The 20,203-nt window shown below is 64.6% G+C and carries 15 protein-coding genes; 12 read left to right on the top strand and 3 right to left on the bottom strand.

Annotated features, from left to right (window positions below; genetic code table 11):
* Positions 1-56: 56 nt before the first annotated feature.
* The 6 genes from AC1RRC_RS23280 to AC1RRC_RS23255 all read left to right on the top strand — a co-directional run bounded on the left by AC1RRC_RS23280 (position 57) and on the right by AC1RRC_RS23255 (position 7,994).
* Positions 57-1,514: a RecQ family ATP-dependent DNA helicase gene (locus tag AC1RRC_RS23280; protein ID WP_493057911.1), complete on the top strand. Its 1,458-nt coding sequence runs from the start codon at positions 57-59 to the stop codon at positions 1,512-1,514.
* 9 nt (positions 1,515-1,523) lie between these two features.
* Positions 1,524-2,594, top strand: coding sequence for a ligase-associated DNA damage response exonuclease (locus tag AC1RRC_RS23275; protein WP_493057910.1), 1,071 nt, complete (start codon positions 1,524-1,526; stop codon positions 2,592-2,594).
* On the top strand, positions 2,587-4,224 hold the full coding sequence (locus AC1RRC_RS23270; protein ID WP_493057909.1) for an ATP-dependent DNA ligase: 1,638 nt from the start codon (positions 2,587-2,589) through the stop codon (positions 4,222-4,224). Before AC1RRC_RS23275 ends, AC1RRC_RS23270 begins: the two co-directional genes overlap by 8 nt.
* On the top strand, positions 4,221-6,755 hold the full coding sequence (locus tag AC1RRC_RS23265) for a ligase-associated DNA damage response DEXH box helicase (protein ID WP_493057908.1): 2,535 nt from the start codon (positions 4,221-4,223) through the stop codon (positions 6,753-6,755). Before AC1RRC_RS23270 ends, AC1RRC_RS23265 begins: the two co-directional genes overlap by 4 nt.
* Complete coding sequence (pdeM, locus tag AC1RRC_RS23260; RefSeq protein ID WP_493057907.1) at positions 6,752-7,417, top strand: ligase-associated DNA damage response endonuclease PdeM; 666 nt, start codon at positions 6,752-6,754, stop codon at positions 7,415-7,417. The genes AC1RRC_RS23265 and pdeM overlap by 4 nt, the downstream gene beginning before the upstream one ends.
* Positions 7,418-7,583: 166 nt before the next feature.
* Entirely contained in the window at positions 7,584-7,994 is a 411-nt protein-coding gene (locus AC1RRC_RS23255) for a KGG domain-containing protein (protein ID WP_493057906.1), read from the top strand.
* Between the two features lie 125 nt (positions 7,995-8,119).
* Here the strand turns inward: AC1RRC_RS23255 and AC1RRC_RS23250 are convergent, their stop codons facing one another.
* Positions 8,120-10,444 (bottom strand): catecholate siderophore receptor Fiu, encoded by a 2,325-nt coding sequence (locus AC1RRC_RS23250; protein WP_493057905.1) that lies wholly within the window; start codon positions 10,442-10,444, stop codon positions 8,120-8,122.
* A gap of 261 nt (positions 10,445-10,705) precedes the next feature.
* On the opposite strand from AC1RRC_RS23250, the gene AC1RRC_RS23245 reads away from it, so the two are divergent.
* The 6 genes from AC1RRC_RS23245 (at position 10,706) to AC1RRC_RS23220 (ending at position 18,269) form a co-directional block, all read left to right on the top strand.
* Positions 10,706-11,338 carry a PepSY-associated TM helix domain-containing protein gene (locus tag AC1RRC_RS23245; RefSeq protein ID WP_493057904.1) on the top strand — a complete coding sequence of 211 codons (633 nt, stop codon included), beginning with the start codon at positions 10,706-10,708 and terminating at the stop codon, positions 11,336-11,338.
* A gap of 11 nt (positions 11,339-11,349) precedes the next feature.
* Positions 11,350-11,862, top strand: coding sequence for a DUF2271 domain-containing protein (locus tag AC1RRC_RS23240; protein ID WP_493057903.1), 513 nt, complete (start codon positions 11,350-11,352; stop codon positions 11,860-11,862).
* A 12-nt stretch (positions 11,863-11,874) separates the two neighbouring features.
* Positions 11,875-12,690, top strand: a complete 816-nt coding sequence (locus AC1RRC_RS23235; RefSeq protein WP_493058020.1) for a DUF4198 domain-containing protein — start codon at positions 11,875-11,877, stop codon at positions 12,688-12,690.
* Between the two features lie 21 nt (positions 12,691-12,711).
* On the top strand, positions 12,712-13,740 hold the full coding sequence (locus AC1RRC_RS23230; RefSeq protein WP_493057902.1) for an FAD:protein FMN transferase: 1,029 nt from the start codon (positions 12,712-12,714) through the stop codon (positions 13,738-13,740).
* Positions 13,741-13,748: 8 nt separating this feature from the next.
* Positions 13,749-15,137 carry a sulfite reductase subunit alpha gene (locus AC1RRC_RS23225; RefSeq protein ID WP_493057901.1) on the top strand — a complete coding sequence of 463 codons (1,389 nt, stop codon included), beginning with the start codon at positions 13,749-13,751 and terminating at the stop codon, positions 15,135-15,137.
* Positions 15,138-15,512: 375 nt separating this feature from the next.
* Positions 15,513-18,269 carry a TonB-dependent receptor gene (locus tag AC1RRC_RS23220; protein ID WP_493057900.1) on the top strand — a complete coding sequence of 919 codons (2,757 nt, stop codon included), beginning with the start codon at positions 15,513-15,515 and terminating at the stop codon, positions 18,267-18,269.
* Positions 18,270-18,375: 106 nt separating this feature from the next.
* Here AC1RRC_RS23220 and AC1RRC_RS23215 read toward each other — a convergent pair whose 3' ends face one another.
* Positions 18,376-19,743: a DUF2325 domain-containing protein gene (locus AC1RRC_RS23215; protein WP_493057899.1), complete on the bottom strand. Its 1,368-nt coding sequence runs from the start codon at positions 19,741-19,743 to the stop codon at positions 18,376-18,378.
* An 11-nt stretch (positions 19,744-19,754) separates the two neighbouring features.
* On the bottom strand, positions 19,755-20,153 hold the full coding sequence (locus AC1RRC_RS23210) for a hypothetical protein (protein WP_493057898.1): 399 nt from the start codon (positions 20,151-20,153) through the stop codon (positions 19,755-19,757).
* Positions 20,154-20,203: the final 50 nt, after the last annotated feature.

The following is a 20,203-nucleotide window of genomic DNA, read 5'->3' as shown; positions in this document are numbered from 1 at the left end:
GGGCGGCGGACACGGCGATTATGCTGGGGCCATGACGGAATGGTTGCGGAGGCGCCATGGTGCACACAGTAAAAAGCGCGCGCAAGGCGGGCACCACGCGTGCTGGCCTGATCAATGATTTACTGCGGCATGTGTTCGGCATGGGCGCGCTGCGCCCCGGCCAGCGCCAGGTCATCGATTCCGTGCTGGCGGGACGCAACACCCTGGCCATCATGCCGACCGGCGGCGGCAAATCGCTGTGCTACCAGATTCCCGCCTCGCTGTTGCCGGGAACCACGGTCGTGGTGTCGCCGCTGATTTCGCTGATGCAAGACCAGCTCGATAAACTCGATCAGCTCGGCATCGACGCCGCGCAAGTCAACAGCAGCCTGCCCCGCGCGGAAGAACTGGAGGCGCTCGACAGCATCCGCAGCCGCGCCAGCGATATCGTGTTTTGTACACCCGAGCGCCTGGCGACACTGGACTTCCAGGAAGTGCTGTGCGCTGCACGGGTCTCGCTGCTGGTGGTCGATGAGGCGCATTGTATTTCCCAGTGGGGCCACGACTTCCGCACGGCTTTCCTGGAGATCGGCGCGGCCGTCGCCGCGCTGGGCCATCCCCCCGTGCTGGCGCTGACGGCCACGGCGACGGACGATGTCATTGCCGATATTGGCACGCAACTGGGACTGGGCGGCCTGCACGTCATCAACACGGGCATGTACCGGCCCAACCTGTACTACCGCGTCCTGCAAAGCACCAATGCCGAAGAAAAGCTGGCGCAGGCGCTGGAACTGGTGCGCTCGAGTGATGGCGCGGCCATCGTCTATGCCGCCACCGTGAAGGCCGCCAAACAGCTGCACGCCCTGCTGGAGGAGCAAGGCGAAAGCGTGGCGCTGTACCACGGCAGGCTGCCGGCCGCGCAGCGCAAGCTGCACCAGCAATGGTTCATGGGCGGTGAGCGGCGCGTGATGGTGGCAACCAATGCCTTTGGCATGGGGATCGACAAGCCCGATGTGCGCCAGGTCATACACCTGCAGGTGCCGGCCAGCCTGGAAGCGTATTACCAGGAATCGGGCCGCGCGGGCCGCGATGGCGAACCAGCGGACTGTACGCTGCTGTACTTCCAGGATGACAAGCGGGTGCAGCAGTTTTTCCTGGCCGGCGCGCGTGGCGACAAGCTAGAGCGCGACCGCGCGGCGCTGGAACTCATGGTGGGGTATGCGCAAAGCGGCTATTGCCGCTGGAAGCTGTTGCTCGATTATTTCGGCGCCAACGAAGACGCCATGGAAAACTGCGGCTGCTGCGATAACTGCATGACGCCGCCGGGCGTGGCGTTCGAGGAGGACGATCCGGGCATGGCGCTGCCCGCGTCGGCGCCGCCGCCACCGCAGCCGCACATATCGGTTGGCAATGAGGTGCGGGTGCCGAAGTATGACGTGGGAACGGTGCTGGCGGTGGCGGGCGACCAGGTGACGATCGCTTTTCCCGGCGACGAGCCGCGCACCTTCCTGGCCGATTATGTGCAGCCGGTATAGGGAGGGGCGATGGGGGCGACGGGGGCGAGGGCTGATCTGGTGGTGGTGCGCAGGGAAGGGCTGTATTGCGTGCCGGGCGACTTTTACATCGATCCGTGGCGTCCCGTGGCGCGCGCCGTCATCACGCACGCCCATGCCGACCATGCGCGGCAAGGGCATGGGCATTACCTGACGGCGCAGCCGGGGGAAGGCATCCTGCGCGCGCGGCTCGGGCCCATCGCGGTCGATGCCCTGGCGTACGGCGAGGTGGTGGAGCACAACGGCGTGCGCATTTCACTGCACCCGGCCGGTCACGTGCTGGGCTCGGCGCAGGTGCGCATGGAATACCGGGGCGAAGTCTGGGTCGCGTCGGGCGACTACAAGATCGAAGCCGACGCCACCTGCGCACCATTTGAAGCGGTGCGTTGCCACACGTTCATCACGGAATCCACCTTCGGTCTGCCGATCTACCGCTGGGCGCGGCAACAGGAAGTGTATGCCGACATCAATGCCTGGTGGGCGCGCAATGCGGCCCAGGGCCGCGCCAGCGTCCTGCTGGGTTACGCGTTCGGCAAGGCGCAGCGCATGCTGAGCGGGCTTGACGCCTCGCTGGGGCCGATCGTGTGCCATGGCGCGGTGGAAGCGCTGAACCGCGTCTACCGCGCCGGCGGCGTGGCGCTGCCCGACACCTGCATGGTGTCGGACCTCGCGCGCGAAGCCTTGCGCAGCGCCATCGTGCTGGCGCCGCCGTCGGCGGCCGGGTCGCCATGGATCAAGCGTTTTGGCGACTACAGCGACGCGTTTGCCAGCGGCTGGATGCTGGTGCGGGGCGCGCGCCGCCGGCGCGGGGTGGACCGGGGTTTTGTGCTGTCCGACCATGCGGACTGGCCCGGCCTGATGGCGGCGATCCAGGCCACCGGGGCGCAACGCGTGATTGTCACGCACGGCTCGGTGCCGGTGATGGTGCGCTGGCTGCGGCAAAACGGCTACGAAGCGGGGGCGTTCGAGACCGAGTATGGCGATGAGGAAGCCGGGGCGGAGCAGGTGGACCCGGCGGGGCAGGCGGCGGAAGCGAACGTGCCGGACGGCGGCCATGCGTGAATTTGCCAACCTGTATGCGGAGCTCGATGACACCACGTCCACCTCGCGCAAGCTGGAAGCGCTGCAGGCTTATTTCGGCACGGCGGCGCCCGACAATGCCGCGTGGGCCGTGTATTTCCTGGCGGGCGGCAAGCCGCGCCAGGCGGTGCCCGTCAAACTGCTGCGCCAGTATGCGACCGAATATGCCGGCCTCGATAGCTGGCTGTTCGACGAGTGCTACCACGCGGTGGGGGACCTGGCGGAAACCATCGCGCTGGTGTTGCCGGCGCCCCGTGCGCGCAGCGACGCGGGTCTGGCGCACTGGGTCGAGGAACGCATCGCACCGCTGCGGGGCGCCGCGCCGGAGGCCATCCGCGCCGCGCTGTTTGATTATTGGGATCAGCTGGAAACCCGCGAGCGCTACCTGCTGACCAAGCTGATCGGCGGTGGCTTGCGGGTCGGCGTGTCGCGCCTGCTGGTAACGCGCGCGCTGGCCGCGCTGTCCGGCGTGGATGCGAAAATTATCGCGCAGCGCCTGATCGGCTGGACCGATGGCCGCGCGCGTCCCAGTGGCGCGGCCTTCCTGGCGCTGACGGGCGCGCCCGACGATGACGAGCACGCGCGGCGCGGCGGCCATCCTTATCCGTTTTTCCTGGCCCATGCGCTGGCCGGCGATCCGGCCGCGCTCGGGCCGGTGGGACACTGGCAGGTGGAGTGGAAATATGACGGCATGCGCGCGCAACTGGTGACACGCGCCGGGCAGGTGTGGCTGTGGTCGCGCGGCGAAGAGCTGATCACGGAGCGCTACCCGGAACTGGCGGCGCTGCGCTTGCCCGATGGCACGGTGGTCGATGGCGAAATCCTGGTGTGGCGGGACGCGGCGGGCGCGCCCGCGCCATTTGCCGACCTGCAAAAGCGCATCGCGCGCAAGGCCGTATCGGCCAGGTTGCTGGCGGAATGTCCCGCCCTGCTGGTGGCCTATGACCTGCTGGAGCGCGGCGGCGCCGATGTGCGGCAGTTGCCGCAATGGGAGCGGCGCGCACTGCTGGAACAGCTGGTGCGGCAAACCGCGTCGCCCGCGCTGCGGCTCTCGCCGCTGGTGACGGCGGACAGCTGGGAGGCACTGGCGGCGCTGCGTGCGCAGTCGCGCCAGCGCGGCGTGGAAGGCATGATGCTCAAGGCGCGCGAGGCGCGCTATGGCGTCGGCCGTACGCGCGATGTGGGCACGTGGTGGAAGTGGAAGATCGATCCCTACAGCGTGGACGCCGTGCTGGTGTATGCCCAGGCCGGGCATGGACGGCGCGCCTCGCTGTACACGGATTACACGTTTGCGGTATGGGGGCATGATGAGCACGGGACGCGGCAACTGGTCCCGTTCGCCAAAGCGTATTCCGGATTGACCGATGCGGAAATCGCGGCGGTCGACCAGGCGATCCGCCGCACCACCATCGAGCGCTTCGGCCCTGTGCGCAGCGTGCAGCCGAGCATGGTGTTTGAAATCGGCTTTGAGGGTATCGCGCGATCGCCGCGCCATAAATCGGGCATCGCCGTGCGCTTTCCCCGCATCCTGCGCCAGCGCACCGACAAGGCGGTGGACGATGCCGATACCTTGGCCACCCTGCAAGCATTGCTGGGAGCCGGGGCATCATGAGCAGGCTGGCGCGCCAGTTGCGCGGCAAGGCTGCAGTCGCCGCTGCAGCCGCCGCGTCCCGGAATCCCGGCGCTTGTGCCGACCCGCTGGCGCAGGCCGAACACTGGTTCGCCCGACGCGGCTGGCAAGTGTTCCCATTCCAGCGCGACGTGTGGCGCGCGGCGTGCGAGGGCCGCTCCGGCCTGCTGCACGCCACCACCGGCGCCGGCAAGACTTATGCGGCCTGGTTTGCCGCCATGCTGCGCGGCGCACAGCAGCAGGGCAGACCGGGCCGCCAGCAGCGCGGCCTGCGCGTGCTGTGGGTCACGCCGATGCGGGCGCTGGCGGCGGATACCTTGCGCAGCCTGCAAGCGGCGGTCGACGACATGCAGCCGGGATGGAGCGTGGCGGCGCGCACCGGCGACACCTCGTCCGGTGAGCGGGCGCGCCAGGCCAGGCGCTTGCCGGAAACGCTGGTGACGACGCCGGAAAGCCTGTCGCTGATGCTGAGCCGCGCCGATGCGCAGGAGCATTGCGCGCAGCTCGATATGGTGGTCATCGATGAATGGCATGAACTGGCCGGCAACAAGCGCGGCGTGCAAGTGCAGCTGGCGCTGGCGCGGCTGCGGCGCTGGCGGCCCGGCCTGCCGGTGTGGGGGCTGTCCGCGACCCTGGGCAACCTGGAGCGGGCACTGCACGTGCTGGTGGGCGACGCCGCCGGCAATGCGGTCATCATCGAAGGGGCCACGCCGAAGGCGATTGTGGTCGATACGCTGGTGCCGGCGCATCCGTCGCGTTTCCCATGGGCCGGGCACCTGGGCCTGTCGATGCTGCCGCGCGTGGTGGACGAGATCGAACGCCACGCGGCCACCCTGGTGTTTACCAATACCCGTTCACAGGCGGAATTGTGGTACCAGCATTTATTGGAGGCGCGGCCCGACTGGGCCGGACTGGTGGCGCTGCACCATGGCTCGCTGGACAAGGCGGTGCGCGAGTGGGTGGATCAGGGGCTGAAGGACGGCAGGCTGAAAGCCGTGGTCTGCACTTCCAGCCTCGACCTGGGCGTGGATTTCCTGCCGGTGGAGCGGGTGCTGCAGGTGGGGAGCGCGAAAGGCGTGGCGCGGTTGCTGCAGCGGGCCGGGCGCTCCGGCCATGCGCCGGGGCGCGTCTCGCGCGTGACCCTGGTGCCGACGCACAGCCTGGAATTGCTGGAAGCGGCGGCGGCCAAGCAGGCCGTGCAAGAGCGCCGCATCGAAGCGCGCACGGCGCCGGACAAGCCGCTCGACGTGCTGGTGCAGCATTTGGTCACGATTGCCGCCGGCGGCGGTTTCACGCCGGATGCGCTGCGGGACGAAGTGCGCAGCGCCTGGTCATACCGCGATTTGCACGACGAGGAATGGCAATGGGCGCTGGATTTCGTGGCGCGCGGTGGCCAGAGCCTGACCGCGTATCCGGACTACCACCGGGTGCGGCCGGATGAACACGGCGTTTGGCGCGTGCGCGATGCGGCCATTGCGCGCCGCCACCGCATGAATATCGGCACCATCGTGGCCGACGCCAGCATGCAAGTGCAATTCTTGCGCGGCGCGCGCCTCGGCACCGTGGAAGAAGCGTTTATCGCGCGCCTGAAACCGGGCGATCATTTCCTGTTCGGGGGACGCATCCTGGAATTCGTGCGGGTCCATGAAATGACCGCCTACGTGCGCCGGGCGCAGCGCGCCCAGGGCGCGGTGCCGCGCTGGCAGGGCGGGCGCATGCCGCTGTCGTCGGAACTGGCGCAGGCCGTGCTGGCGCAACTGCGGCAGGCGGCGCAGGGCGTGTACGCGGGGCCGGAAATGCAGGCGGTGCGGCCGTTGCTGGAAGTGCAGCGGCGCTGGTCGTCGTTGCCCGGGCCGGAGCTGACCGTGGTGGAGCGTCTGCACTCGCGCGAAGGCCATCATGTCTTCCTGTACCCATTTGCCGGGCGCGCCGTGCATACCGGGCTGGCGTCATTGCTGGCCTGGCGCCTGGCGCGCGAGCGGCCCGCGACGTTTTCCATGGCGGTCAACGATTACGGGGTGGAATTGCTGGCGCCGCACCCGTTTGACTGGCCCGGTCCGGCCCTGTTCGATGACGCCCATTTGCTGGAACACGTGCTGGCCAGCCTGAACGCCACCGAATTGTCGCAGCGGCGCTTCCGCGACATCGCCCGTATCGCGGGGCTGGTGTTTTCAGGTTATCCGGGTGGCCAGAAGAGCGCGCGCCAGCTGCAGGCGTCGTCGTCGCTGTTTTTCGACGTGTTCCGCAAGCATGATGCGGGCAACCTGCTGTTGACGCAGGCGCAGCGGGAAGTGCTGGAACAGGAATTGGAACTGGGCCGCCTGCGCGCCACGTTGCGGCAATTGCAGCGGCGCGCCACGGCGCTGCATACCGTGGCGCGCGCCACGCCGTTCGGCTTTGCGCTGATGGTGGAGCGCTTCCGTGAAAAACTCAGTACGGAAAAACTCGCGGACCGGGTGGCGCGCATGTTGCGCGAACTGGAAACAGCAGCGGGGCCGGAGCCTGGACCATGAGCGTCCTTGAAACCGTCATTGCCGGGGAACGGGTGCTGCTGTTGCCGCACAAGGTGCTGTACTGGCCGCGCGAACGCTTGCTGGCCGTGGCGGACATCCACTTTGGCAAGGCCGCGGCATTCCGCGCGCACGGCGTGCCGGTGCCGCATGGGACCACCATGGACAACCTGGCGGCGCTCGATGCCGCGCTGGCGGCGGTGGACGCGGCGCACCTGGTGTTCCTGGGGGATTTCCTGCACGCGCAGGCGGCCCATGCGGCGACGCATGCGTTGCTGGCGTGGCGCGCGCACCATGCGGGTTTGCGCATCACGGTGGTGCGCGGCAACCATGACCGCCATGCCGGCGATCCGGCCGCGGCACTGGCGCTCGATGTCGTGGACGAGCCGTACCACGTGGCACCGCTGGCCTTTTGCCACCATCCGGATTGTCCGGCCGGCAGTGGCCATGTGGTGGCGGGCCACGTGCATCCGGTGTACCGGCTGTCCGACGGACGCGATGCGTTGCGGCTGCCGTGTTTTGTTGCCGGAGCGCAGCGCACGATCTTGCCGGCGTTCGGCGCTTTTACCGGTGGCCACGCTTTACAGCTGAGCCAGGGCGATCGGGTGTTTGTTGTCGCTGGAGATGCAGTCTTTTCTGTAGGAAAAATAACATCCAGTACGTAAGAAAAGGATAGTCACTTGTTGTAAGACTGATCCTACATTGCCTACTGCATGAGTCCTATGTCCTCCTCTACAGCGTTGATCTACCATGAAATTGCCCCGTACGGGCATCACTGAGAGCCCCAACAAGGCTCGGCAATGCAGTACAACGAATCAAGAGGAGAATGTGATGGCATCATCAAAACAAGGCGACAACAATGCTGGCAGACGTGACGTCTCGGCGACGAATCAATCCGGCAATCAGTCGGGCAACAAGGCAACAGGCAGCAAGCAAAGCGGCGATACCAGCAGCCGCGGTTTCGCCTCGATGGACCCTGCACGACAGCGGGAAATCGCGGCCCAGGGCGGACGTGCCGCCCACCAGAAAGGCACGGCGCATGAATTTACGCCGGAAGAGGCGCGCCGCGCCGGCAGCATGAGCCACAAGAACAGCCAGAGTGCGCGGACCGCTTCCAGCAGCGGTACCGGCCAGAATGCCGCCGGTCATCCAGCCAGCGCTGCCAGCCAGGGTGTTTCATCCAGCCAGCAAGCCAGCCAGCAGGGCGGCAGCCAGCAACAGGGCGACCAGAACAAGCAGTAAGCTCCAGGGCCCGCATGGCGGCGCGTGTTTTCCGCCATGGGCCCGAACCGCTGAAATGACAACCGCCGCGCGGCTTCCCCTCGGGAAAGCGGCGCGGCGGTTTTGGTATGGCCGGACTTTGGGACTTAGAACAGGAAGTTCGCCGTCAACTGCGCCGAACGCGGCGCGCCGATGGTGGCGCGCGAACCGCCGTTGTTCAGGGTGCCGACATAGAATTTGTCGAACAGGTTATACACGTTCAACTGCAGGCTGATGTTCTTGTTGACCTTGAACGAAGCCATCGCGTCGGCCACGGTGTAGGCCGGGATGCCAGGCGTATTTTCCGCTGTCATGATCGCGCCCGGGTTCACCACGCGCTTTTGCTCGGACGTGTGGCGTACGCCGCCGCCGAAGCTCAGCGCATCATTCCACTTGTAGCTGGTCCACAGGGTGGCCGTGAAGTCCGGCGACCAGCGCGCCGCCGCACCGGCCGCATTGTTGGCGGTGGTGCCTTGCAAGACCTTGGTATCCATCGTGGCCAGGCCGGCGATGATGCTCCAGTTGCGGGTGATCTGGCCGACCGCGCCCAGTTCGATCCCTTCCACGCGGCGTTTGCCCAGCTGGGAAATTTCCAGGGTGGTGGTGTTTTGCACCGTCAGCTCATTCTTGTTGTCGGTGCGGTACAGCGCCGCCGTCAACGCCAGTTGCTTCTCGATCACGTCCCACTTGGTGCCGAACTCGATGTTGGTGGTCTTTTGCGGATCCAGCGCGGAGTTCGAGTTGCTGTTGGCGTTTTCCGCCGCCAAGGTGAAGTTGGTGCCGCCCGGTGGCAGGTACGAAGTGGCGTATGACAGGTAAATGCTGCCGTTGTCGGCTGGCTTGTACAGCACGCCGGCTTTCATGCTGTTCAGGTTGTCGGCTTTCGTGATGCGCGGTGTCGCGACCGTGGCGCCGGTGGCCGGGGTCTGCAGGGTTTCAGCGCTGTAGTGCTCGGTGCGCAGGCCGCCATTGACTTGCCACTGGTCGTTCAGCTTGATCGTGTCGAACACATAGACGGCAGCCGTGTTGGTTTTGCCGATGGTGGCCGCGCCGGTCAGCACCGGCTTGTAGCCGACCAGGACATCGCTTGGATTCGGCGCGTACAGGTTGGCGGCGGGGATGGCTGTGGAATTGGCTGCGACCGTGCCGAGGCCGGCGCGGCCCAGTGACGTTTGTTCTTCCGACATGAATTCCAGGCCGGCCGAGACCGTGTGGTTCAGGCCGCCGGTGGCGAATTCCGACACCACGTTGGTGATGTTGGCCAGGATCTTGTTTTCCTGCAGTACGCTTTGGCGGGTACGCGCAATGGTCCAGGTGCTGGTGTTGGCGCCGCCGGTGGGCGTGATGCCGTTGACGCCGGTCAGGACGCGGTCGATGCTGGAGCGGCCATAGCGGCTGATGTTGGTCAGCGTGGTTTTCGCACCCAGTTCGTGTTCGATTTTCACGGTCGCCATGTCGGCGTCCTGTTTTTCATAGTCGGTGGCGAAACCATAGAAGGCTTCGCGGCCGACGCGCGGCGCGGAACGGGCCAGGGCCATGTTGGCTTCATTGACTTCCTTGGTGCCGCCGATGAAGGTCGGGTTGAAACCCTGGATACCGATGGCTGGTACGCCGCCGTCCGGGGTGCCTTCCGAGCGCACGTGTTGCGTGTACAGGTAGGCGCGGGTTGGCGTGCCGAGACCGAAGCCGATCGACGGCGCGATGGCCTGGCGTTTCTTGTCGATGACTTTACGGCCCATCAGGCCGCCATCTTCGGCCATCACGTTCAGGCGGAACGCGGCGTTGTCGCCGATGGTGCGGTTCAAATCGGCGGTGGCGCGGGCTTTTTCGCCGGAGTTGTAGCTGGCGGTGCCGGAAATCGCGTTTTCACGCTGCGGCAGCTTGGACGACAGGTTGATATAACCGGCGGCGGCGCCACGGCCGATGTCGGCGCCGGCCGGGCCTTTCGAGACTTCGATTTGTTCGACGTTGAAGACGTCGCGCGTCACCGCGCCCAGGTCACGGATACCGTCGACAAAGATCGACGACTGGGCGGAAAAGCCGCGCATCTGGAAGGTGTCGCCGGCGCTGGTGTTGCCGTTTTCACCCAGCTGCAAGGTGATGCCCGGGGTGTTTTGCAGCGCTTCCACCAGCGACGAGGCGGCTTGTTCCTGCAGCACTTCCTTTTTAATGACGGTGATGGTTTGCGTGGTGTCGATCAGCGGTTGCGTCAGCTTTGGCGACGACACTTTTTCCGCCTTGAACGGGACGTCGGCCGCCGCGTTGACCTTCACTTCCGACAGGGTCTTTTCCTGTTGCGCCGTGGCGCCCAGCGGCAGGGTGATCGCTGCCAGCGCCAGCAGCGACTGGTTCAGGCGGGCGTGGTTGAGCATCGACTGCGTCAGCAGGGGTTGGGTGGCAGGGGTGTGCTTGCGGCTGCGGATAACGGACACGGAAAATCTCCAGACAGAATTGGTGAAAAGCTGGCTGGTCCGAAGCGGGATTGGCTGGCAAATTAGTAGTGTTGACGCAAATGATAATCGTTCTCACTATCATTTTCAATACCATTTGCAATGGTTTGGCAATATACGAGCAATAAATCATGATTTATGTAAATTTCAGAAGGCTTGATTGACTCCGCAAATGATAATGATTATCATTTTCGAGTCACTAGCAGTTGCTGTTGCTATTCCTACTCATCAGAAGGCATTCCCTTGAGCGTTTCCAAGCAAGCCAGCCGCGCGGTCTGGCTGAAAAACCTGCACCAATGGCACTGGATCAGTTCCGCGCTGTGCCTGATGGGCATGTTCCTGTTCAGCATTACCGGCATCACGTTGAACCACGCGTCGCAAATCGAAGCCAAGCCCGTCATCACGCGGCTGCAGGCGACCGCGCCGGCGCCGCTGGTGGCGCAATTGAAGGCGTATGCGGAAGAACACGATGGCGCCAAGGACGCGTTGCCGGAAGCGGCCGAACAGTGGCTGCGCGCGACTTGGTCGATCAATGTCGGCGGCCGCGGCGCGGAATGGTCCAGCGATGAAGTGTATGTGCCGCTGCCGAAGGCGGGTGGCGATGCCTGGGTGCGCATCGGCCTGGAAGATGGCGCCACGGAATATGAAAATACCGACCGGGGCTGGATTTCCTGGCTCAACGACGTGCACAAGGGGCGGCATACGGGCACGGCCTGGAACTGGTTCATCGATATTTTCGCCGTGGTCTGCCTGGTGTTTTGCATTACCGGTTTCCTGATTTTGAAGTTCCACGCGGCCAACCGGCCATCGACCTGGCCGGTTGTCGGCTTCGGCGTACTGGTGCCGTTTGTCATTGCTCTGCTGTTTATCCATTGAAGGTAACACTGATGAAATTACGCTACTCCATCGCCATGACCCTGCCGCTGGCCGGCGCGCCGGCCATGGCCGCCGACCTGGCGGTCAAGTTTGAAATCCCGCAATTGAACGTGGCCGAATACCACCGCCCGTACGTGGCCGCCTGGCTGGAAAACGCGGACCAGAAAGTTGTCACCAACCTGGCGGTGCTGTATGACGTCAAGAAAAAAGACAATGCCGGCACCAAGTGGGTCAAGGACATGCGCCAGTGGTGGCGCAAGGCCGGCCGCGACGTGACCTTGCCGCTCGACGGCGTGTCCGGCGCGACCCGCGCCCCGGGCGAACACACGCTGACCTTCAATACCGCCACCGCCGCCCTCGACAAGCTGCCGGCCGGCCAGTACCAGCTGGTGATGGAAGCCGCGCGTGAAGCGGGCGGCCGCGAGCTGGTCAAAGTACCGGTGACCTTGCCGCTGAAAGCGGGCCAGTTGGGCTCGGTAAAAGGCAAGGAAGAGCTGGGCAACGTGACCGCACTGTATAAATAAGGACTGAACATGATGAACCCGACCAAACCGCTGCTGGCCCTGACCCTGGCCGGCTTCGCGCTGAACGCGTATGCGCACAAGCCATGGCTGCTGCCATCGACCACCATGGTGGAATCCAAGGATGCGTGGGTGACGGTCGATGCCGCCATCTCGGAAGACTTGTTTACGGTTGACCACCAGCCGCTGAAGCTCGACAGCCTGGTCGTGATCGGCCCCGATGGCGCCAAGGTCGAGCCGAAAAATGCCGTGACTGGCCGCCTGCGTTCCACCTTTGACGTGCAGATGGCCAAGGCCGGCACCTATAAAGTCGCGGTGCTGCAGCAAAACGTGATGGCCAGCTACAAGCTCAATGGCGAAAGCAAGATGTACCGTGGTAACGAGGAAGGCTTGAAAACCCTGCCGGCCGGCGCGGAAGACGTCAAGGTGTCGCGTACCGAAGGCCGCCTGGAAACCTTCGTGTCGGCCAACAAGACCGATGAGGCGGTCTTCAAGCCAACCGGCGCGGGCCTGGAAATGGTGCCGGTCACGCATCCGAACGATATGCATGCCGGTGAAAAAGCCACCTGGCGCTTCCTGCTTGATGGCAAGCCTGCCGCCAACCAGGCGTTCAGCCTGATCCCGGGCGGCGTGCGCTACCGTGGCACCCTGGGCGAAATCCGCCAGAGCACCGATGCGAAAGGCGAAATCACGTTCACCCTGCCGGATGCCGGCATGTACCTGGTGACGTCGAATTGGCCAGTCGTGGCGGCGCCGCAACCGGGCCAGCCGCGCCCGTTCGTGCCGCGCCGCGTGACGTACGCGGCCACGGTGGAAGTGTTGCCGCAATAAGCCGGGCTTAGCGGAATCGGCATGCGCCGGGTCTTGTTACCGCACCATATCGCCGCCGACCCGGCGCCGGCCGGCGCCGCCATCCACGACTTCGCGGGCCGCAGCATGGGCACCACGTGGTCGGTGCGGCTGGCGGCGCCGGCCGGCAAGGCGGTGCCGGAAGCGTTACAGGAGTTGCTGCAACAGCAGCTCGATATCGTGGTGGCGGAAATGAGCCACTGGGAAGTCGATTCCAACCTGGGCCGCTTCAATCGCGCGGCCCCCGGCAGCTGGCATGTGTTGCCGCGCGCGTTTTTTGATGTATTGACGTATGCGGTGGAAGTCGGACGCCTCAGTGGCGACGCCTATGATCCGGCAGCCGGGCACATCGTCAATCGCTGGGGATTTGGTCCAGCGATTGCCGGCGCACGCCACGGCGACGATGCGTTTACCGTGCCCGATCCCGACGAAATCCGCACCCTGCGCCTACAGCGCGAAGCTTTCCGCATCGCGCTTGACCCCGACCGCCAGCGCGCGCTCCAGCCGGGCCGCGTGCAGCTGGATTTATCGTCGGTGGCCAAGGGTTACAGCGTCGACCGTCTCGCGTATTTCCTGTCGCATCACGGCGTCAGGCATTTCCTGGTCGAAGTGGGCGGCGAATTGCGCGGCGCCGGCATGCGGCCGGACGGGCAGCCGTGGTGGGTGGAACTGGAACCCTTGCCGGACAGCGGCCTGCCCGGGATGGTGCTGGCGCTGCACGGCTTGTCGGTCGCCACCTCCGGCGATTACCGCAAATTTTTTATGCAAGATGGCCGGCGCTATGCGCACACCATCGATCCCCGTACCGCCATGCCGGTCTGCAACGCTCTGGCGTCCGTGACGGTGGTGCATCCGCAATGCATGGCGGCCGACGCCTGGTCGACCGCGCTGACCGTGCTGGGCCCGGAGCAGGGGCTGGCGCTGGCGGAGCGGCAGGGCTTGGCGGCGCGGTTCGTGTTGCGCGGCGGCGAGGGTCCGGCATGTACTGAATTGATCAGCAGCGCCATGCGCGCCATGCTGGACGACGAATAAGATTTCCCATGATAGTCACACTCGATACCACCCGGCTGGCGCTGACGGCAGCCTGCCTGGTCAGCTATGCACTGGTGTGCGCACCGGCGCTGCTGGGCTGGCGCCGCCGCAAGGCCCATGACGCGGCCGAGCGCGCCGCCGCGCGCGCCGCCGGCCCCGGCTGGATCGTCGCGCACGCCAGCCAGACCGGCAACGCGGAACAACTGGCCACCCAGACCGCCGACACCCTGCGCCTGGCCGGGATACCGGTGCGGCTGTGCACATTGTCGGCGCTGAGCCGCGATGAATTGCAGCAGGCCGAGCGCATCCTGTTCGTGGTCAGCACCTATGGCGAAGGCGATGCGCCGGATGCCGCGGCGGCCTTTGTCGGACGCATGATGACGGGCGCCGTGCCGCTGCCGCAATTGCACTACGCGGTGCTGGCGCTGGGGGACAGCAGTTATACGCAGTATTGCGGCTTTGGCCGCGCGCTCGACAGCTGGCTGCAAGAGCAGGGCGCGCAGCCGCTGGTGGCGCGGATTGAAGCGGACCGGCTGGCCGACAGCGCGATCGGGGCTTGGCGCCATGCGTTGAGCCACCTGGCCGGCACCACCGATGCGCCGGACTGGAGCGCGCCGGCCTTTGGCGCCTGGCGCCTGGCCGAGCGCCATTGGCTCAATGAAGGCAGCAGCGGCGCCCCGATTTACCATATCGAACTGGAGCCGGAAGACGGCGCATTGCCGGACTGGCAATCCGGCGACCTGGTGCAGGTGGTGGCGCCGGCCGAGCCGGACAAGCCGCGCGAATATTCGATCGCCTCGATTCCGTCCGATGGCCGGGTGCACTTGCTGGTGCGCTTGCACATGCACGACGATGTATTGCAGGGAGGTACCGGGATCGCTTCCGGCTGGCTGTGCCGTGAAGCGCCGCTGGGCGCCACCCTGCAAATGCGCTTGCGCCAGCACAGCCGCTTCCGGCTGGAGGGCAATGAACACCGGCCGCTGATCCTGATTGGCAATGGCAGCGGCATTGCCGGCTTGCGCGGCCATTTGCGCGCGCGCGCCCGGGCCGGGCAGGGCCGCAACTGGCTGCTGTTTGGCGAGCGCCACGCGCAGCACGATTACCACTACCGCCACGAATGGGATGCGCTGCGCGCGGCAGGGCAGTTGCAGCAGCTCGATGTGGCCTGGTCACGCGATGGGGCGGCGGAGAACGGGGTCAAGCAGTACGTTCAAGACATGTTGCCGGCGCAGGCGGCGGCCTTGCGCGACTGGGTGGCGCAGGGCGCGGCGATCTATGTGTGCGGCAGTTTGCAAGGCATGGCGGCGGGCGTGGACCGGGCGCTGAGCGATATCTTGGGGCGTGACAAAATGAATGAACTGATAACAGAAAATCGATATCGGCGCGATGTTTATTAGCAACAAAATAGTTTGTCTGTGGCTAAAGCGCAACAATTGCCTTCGTTTTTAGGTCAGTTAACCGGAATTAAATTTGATTTGATACAAACATTTCTAAACATTCTCCTTTTATTGCAATTTCGTGTCCGTTTTGTAACGGAATTGCTAAAAAAGCCTGTCCGTACATGACAAACCCGTTACATAATCCGTTCCCATTGAGCAATGGCTGGTAGTTCCTGCACCCGTCGCTGAGCTAGTTCTCGTTCCATTTCCTGCGCTTTGGGCTTGTCGTTACAAGCCTTTCCCCCGCATACGATCTGACAGACCGCCAGGCACGATTTTGCATTTGCATTCCCCTTGCTCATGTGTTTTTTACCACATTACAGGGAGTAATGAATGAATTTGCAAGAGAAGATCGGCGCCCGCAACGTGCGTCTGGCACTGGCAGTCCTGGCCGGTTCGGCCCTGTTCGCCGGCGCAGCTGTCGCTGAAGAGCAAGTCCAGAAAGTCGAGATCACGGGTTCCGCGATCAAGCGCATCAACGTTGAAGGCGCACTGCCAGTACAACGCCTGACGCAAGAGCAGATCGCCAAGTCCGGCGCGGTAACTGTTGCAGACCTGATCCAGGCTCTGCCAGCAATGCAAGGTTTCACCATCGCTGCAATCGCTGCCGGTACCAACTCGGGCGGTAACGTGACGGCATCGATCCACGACATCGGCGCCAGCTACACCCTGGTTCTGCTGAACGGCCGCCGTATTGCTCCACAAGGCTCCGGTTCGTCGATCAACCTGAACGCGATTCCAATGAGCGCGGTTGAGCGCGTTGAAATCCTGACCGACGGCGCATCCGCCCTGTACGGTTCCGACGCGATCGCTGGCGTGATCAACTTCATCCTGAAGAAAAACTACCAGGGCGTGAACGTTGAAGCATCGTACGGCCAGCCAAGCAAATCCAGCGACGGCCGCAACAGCAACTTCAGCGTCACCGCCGGCTTCGGCGACCTGGAAGACAACCGCTACAACGTGTTGCTGTCGTACCGCCACGACGAGCAGACCCAGGTGAAAGCAACCGACCGCCCATTCGGCGCGACTGCTTACCTGCCGTTCATGCACAACGGCACCAAGTACATCTACGACCGCACCAGCACCGCGACCATTCCGGCCAACGTGTCGGTTGGCTTCACGCCAGCCAGCGGCCTGCCAGGCGTGGGCTTCAGCCCGTACCTGAAAGCCAACGGCAAGTGCCCTGCGCTGAACTTCGAAAGCCTGGTCAACACCGCCCTGGTGCAGAACTGTGCATTCGACTTCGTGACGATGGTTGAAATCGTTCCGGAAAACAAACGTGATTCGTTCTTCGGTAAAGCTTCGTTCAAAGCAACCCCGGACATCACCGTGTTCTCGGAAGTGGCTTTCTCGCGCCTGGACCTGACCGCCCGTATCGCTGCGAACACCGCACCGTTCACGATCGTCAAAGGCACCGACATGTACAACAAGTACGTGGCGCCTTACCTGACCACCGCGCAGCAAGCAGCGATCCGTTCGATCTCGGGTAACTACCGTACCTACGACTGGGGTTCGCGCGCCAGCCAGACCATCACTGATTCGTCCAACCTGGTGCTGGGCGCCGAAGGCGATATCGGCGCATGGTCGTTCGGCACCGGCCTGACCTGGTCGCGTAACAAACTGAACGAGAAATATGTTGGCGGCTACGCGAAGAACACCGAGTTCCGCGACATGCTGGCCAAGAACCAGTTCGACCCGTTCGCACCGATCGGCGCGCAATCGGACGCCACCAAGGCCCTGATCGCCAACTCGATCTTCCACGGTTCGATCCGCGAAGCGTCGACCACCCTGAAGGGTATCGACGTCCGTGGTTCGCGTGAACTGTTCGCCCTGCCAGGCGGCAAGTCGCAGATCGCAGTGGGCGCGGACTACCGCGACTACCACTACGTTCAGACCCCGAACGCGACCGGTACCGACATCTACAACTTCAGCGCATCGCCTGCATACGACATGCAGCGCGCCAACTACGGTGTGTTCACCGAGGTGGTTGCTCCGATCGTGAAGACCCTGGAACTGTCCGGCGCGGCCCGTTACGACACCTTCGACGGCGTGAAGAACGCCCTGGCGAACCGCACCATGGGTTCGAAAGAATCGTCGAACACCTACAAAGTGTCGGCACGCTGGCAGCCTTCGCAGTCCATGCTGTTCCGTGGTTCGTACGGCACTGGCTTCAAGGCGCCTTCGATGCTGGACATCGGCCAGCCACTGGTTAACGCCGGCTTCACCGCCAGCTCGTGGAACTGCCCGGACGTTCTGCGCGCGGAAAACCCAATCTACTGCCGCAACGGCAAGACCCAGTACAACGTGATCTCGGGCGGCAATGAAGGCCTGAAGCCAGAGAAATCGAAACAGTACGCAGTGGGCTTCCGTCTCGAGCCGACCGCGTCGTTCTCGATCCAGGCTGACCTGTGGGATGTGAAGATCCGTGACGCGGTATCGTCGGTATCGGAATCGCAGATCTTCAACAATGCTGCCAAGTTCCGCAGCCTGTTCACGACCTTCACCGAACCTTCGACCGGCGACACCTACTGGGCGAAGAAAACGCTGTCGATCAACATCGGCCAGACCCACAACCAGGGTATCGACTGGGAAACCACCTACCGTCACCGCTTCGGCTTCGGCAACTTCACCACGGTCCTGAACGGCACCTACCTGATGAAGTCGGACTACACCGAACCAGGCACGGATGACAAGTGGACCAACAGCATGAACTTCTACGGTATCAACGATGCCGTGTCGTTCCGCCACGTGATCCGTTGGGCCAACACCCTGGATACCGGCGCGTTCAGCAACACGGTCACGGTTAACTACCGCAACGGTTACACCGACGCGGAACAGACCAACCGTAACACCACCACCAACGCGCTGGAAACGTTCCGTCTGCAAGTTCCTTCGTACCTGACCATCGACTGGCAAGGCAAGTGGACGATCACCAAGCAAGCAAGCCTGCGCGCTGGTATCAAAAACCTGGCTGACCGCAACCCGCCACTGTCGCTGCGCGCTTCGTCGGGCCACCAGGTTGGCTACGACCCACGTTACGCAGACACGATGGGCCGCACGTTCTACATGACCGGTTCCTACAGCTTCTAATCGAAGCTTGAAAGATTGCCGGCCGCCACAAGCGGCCGGCAACGGTCAAAACAAAACCCCGCAGGGCTCGCGCCTTGCGGGGTTTTGTTGCTTCCGGGGGGGGGGCTTAAATGGCGGCTTCTTCGAGTCCGCGTGCCAGGCTCGACACGCTGGGGTTGTCGACAAACACGCAGCGTTTCCCGGTGCGCTTGCAGTAATCCTTGACGCGCCAGTACGCGCTGTGGCTGATGCAGCCGGTCTGGCAAATCACCAGGTCCGCTTGCGCCATGCTCGATTCCAGCCGCGCCACATTGTCTTCCAGGCCGCCATCGTGATGTGAAAACTGGCCGCCCACCTGTTCCACCAGCGCCCGGTAACTGGCCACGTTGCCGCTGCGGCCGCCCACGCACAGCACATTGCGCTGCGACAGCCAGATCACGTTCGGCAGGTCGGTTGGAGCCGGTGGCAAGACGCTGTCGTGCTCCGCCTGGCTGGCCAGGGTTTCCCGGGCGCGCGCATGCTCCTGCTGCTGTTGTTGCAAGTCCTGTTTTAAATCCTGGATTTGCTGGCGCAGCGCGCGCTCGCGCTCGTCGGCCAGCGCCAGGCGCCGGGCCAGGCGATCGCGGCTTTCCAGGCCCGGGATCGAGGCGCGCAACTGTTCCAGTTCATGGCGCAGCGAATCGACCATGCTGTCGCGGCCCACCACTTGCGCGCGCAACTGCATCAGTTGCGCGCCATGGCGATCGCGCTCGGCCTGCCATTCCTGTTGCAGGGCGGCGTGGCGCTGTTGCAGGCGCGCGGTTTCGCGCACCAACTGGGTGTTTTCTTCGATGACGGCGTTGAAGCGCGCGAGGTCGGCGCGCACGCAGGCGCCGGCCTGGTGCTGGATCATGTGCAAGTCGCGGCACAGTTGCTCTTCCAGCTCCGCGGTGCAGCGCGCATGGGTCAGCGCGGCCCAGAAAGCGCCGGCCACGTCGCCATTGACAACCGCCGCCTGCCACAAGCTGGCGACCTGTTCCGTTTCCTTGGCGGCGCGGAAGCGCTGCAGGACGGCGGTGTAACGGCGGTCCAGTTCCTTTTGCAGCGCTTCGGATAAACGGTTACGGGCGCCGCATTCCGTGACCACACCGACGTGGAGTTCGTAATCGCCCGCGACCACGGTGCCGCCGGTGACCTTGCCCACCAGCTTGCGCAGCGCCGCCAGCGGCATGCCGACGCCGACCAGCGGGCAGTGGCAAGCATGCGACAGTTCCCACAACTTGCGGCGGCGCGACGGCTGTGCCGCATGCGCGGCATGCGCGGGGCTTGCGTTGCCCACTTGCCGCGATGCACGGGAATCTTGCGTTTGCTGCGGCGCGTTGCTGCCGCGCGGAGGCTGCGCGGCAGGGGCGGGCATGCCCGCCCGCGTAGCGTTGGCCAGCGCCATTTCCACCGCCAGCGCGGCGCTATGGCTGGCGCGCTGCGGGCCCGGTGCTGCCTGGTGTTTATCGCACATCGCGGCCTCCGTCAGATGGCCGCGGGCTGGGCCCGGTGGCGGGCCATGATGCGGGCCAGGAAGCTTTCCTGTACCGGCATCGCACGCTCGACTTCATTGGCCCACTGGTCCGACAGTTGCTGGCAGGTCGCGGCCAGCACCGGCGCCAGGCCGGGCAGGGACGCCAGCGCCTTCAGGTGGCGCTCGATCACCGATGCGAGCTTGACGCAGCCGCCTTCGCCCGCATTGGCGGTGTAATGGGACATCAGGTGCAGCACGGCGGACAGCATCAGTTCCGGACGCTGGCTCGGCTGGGCACTGCTCGGGGACGCCGGATCAAACAGGGGATCAAACAGGGGATCAATAAGCGGGTCAACAAGCGGGTCAACAAGCGGATCAATGCGTGGATCGGTACGGTCGATGATGGCCATCAGGCTCTCCTTGCGAAGTCGGATACGTGAGGAGGCTGGCTACCGGGGGA

Source organism: Pseudoduganella sp. GW821-FHT12E03, assembly GCF_058807115.1.
This window is presented reverse-complemented; position numbering and strand designations above follow the sequence as displayed.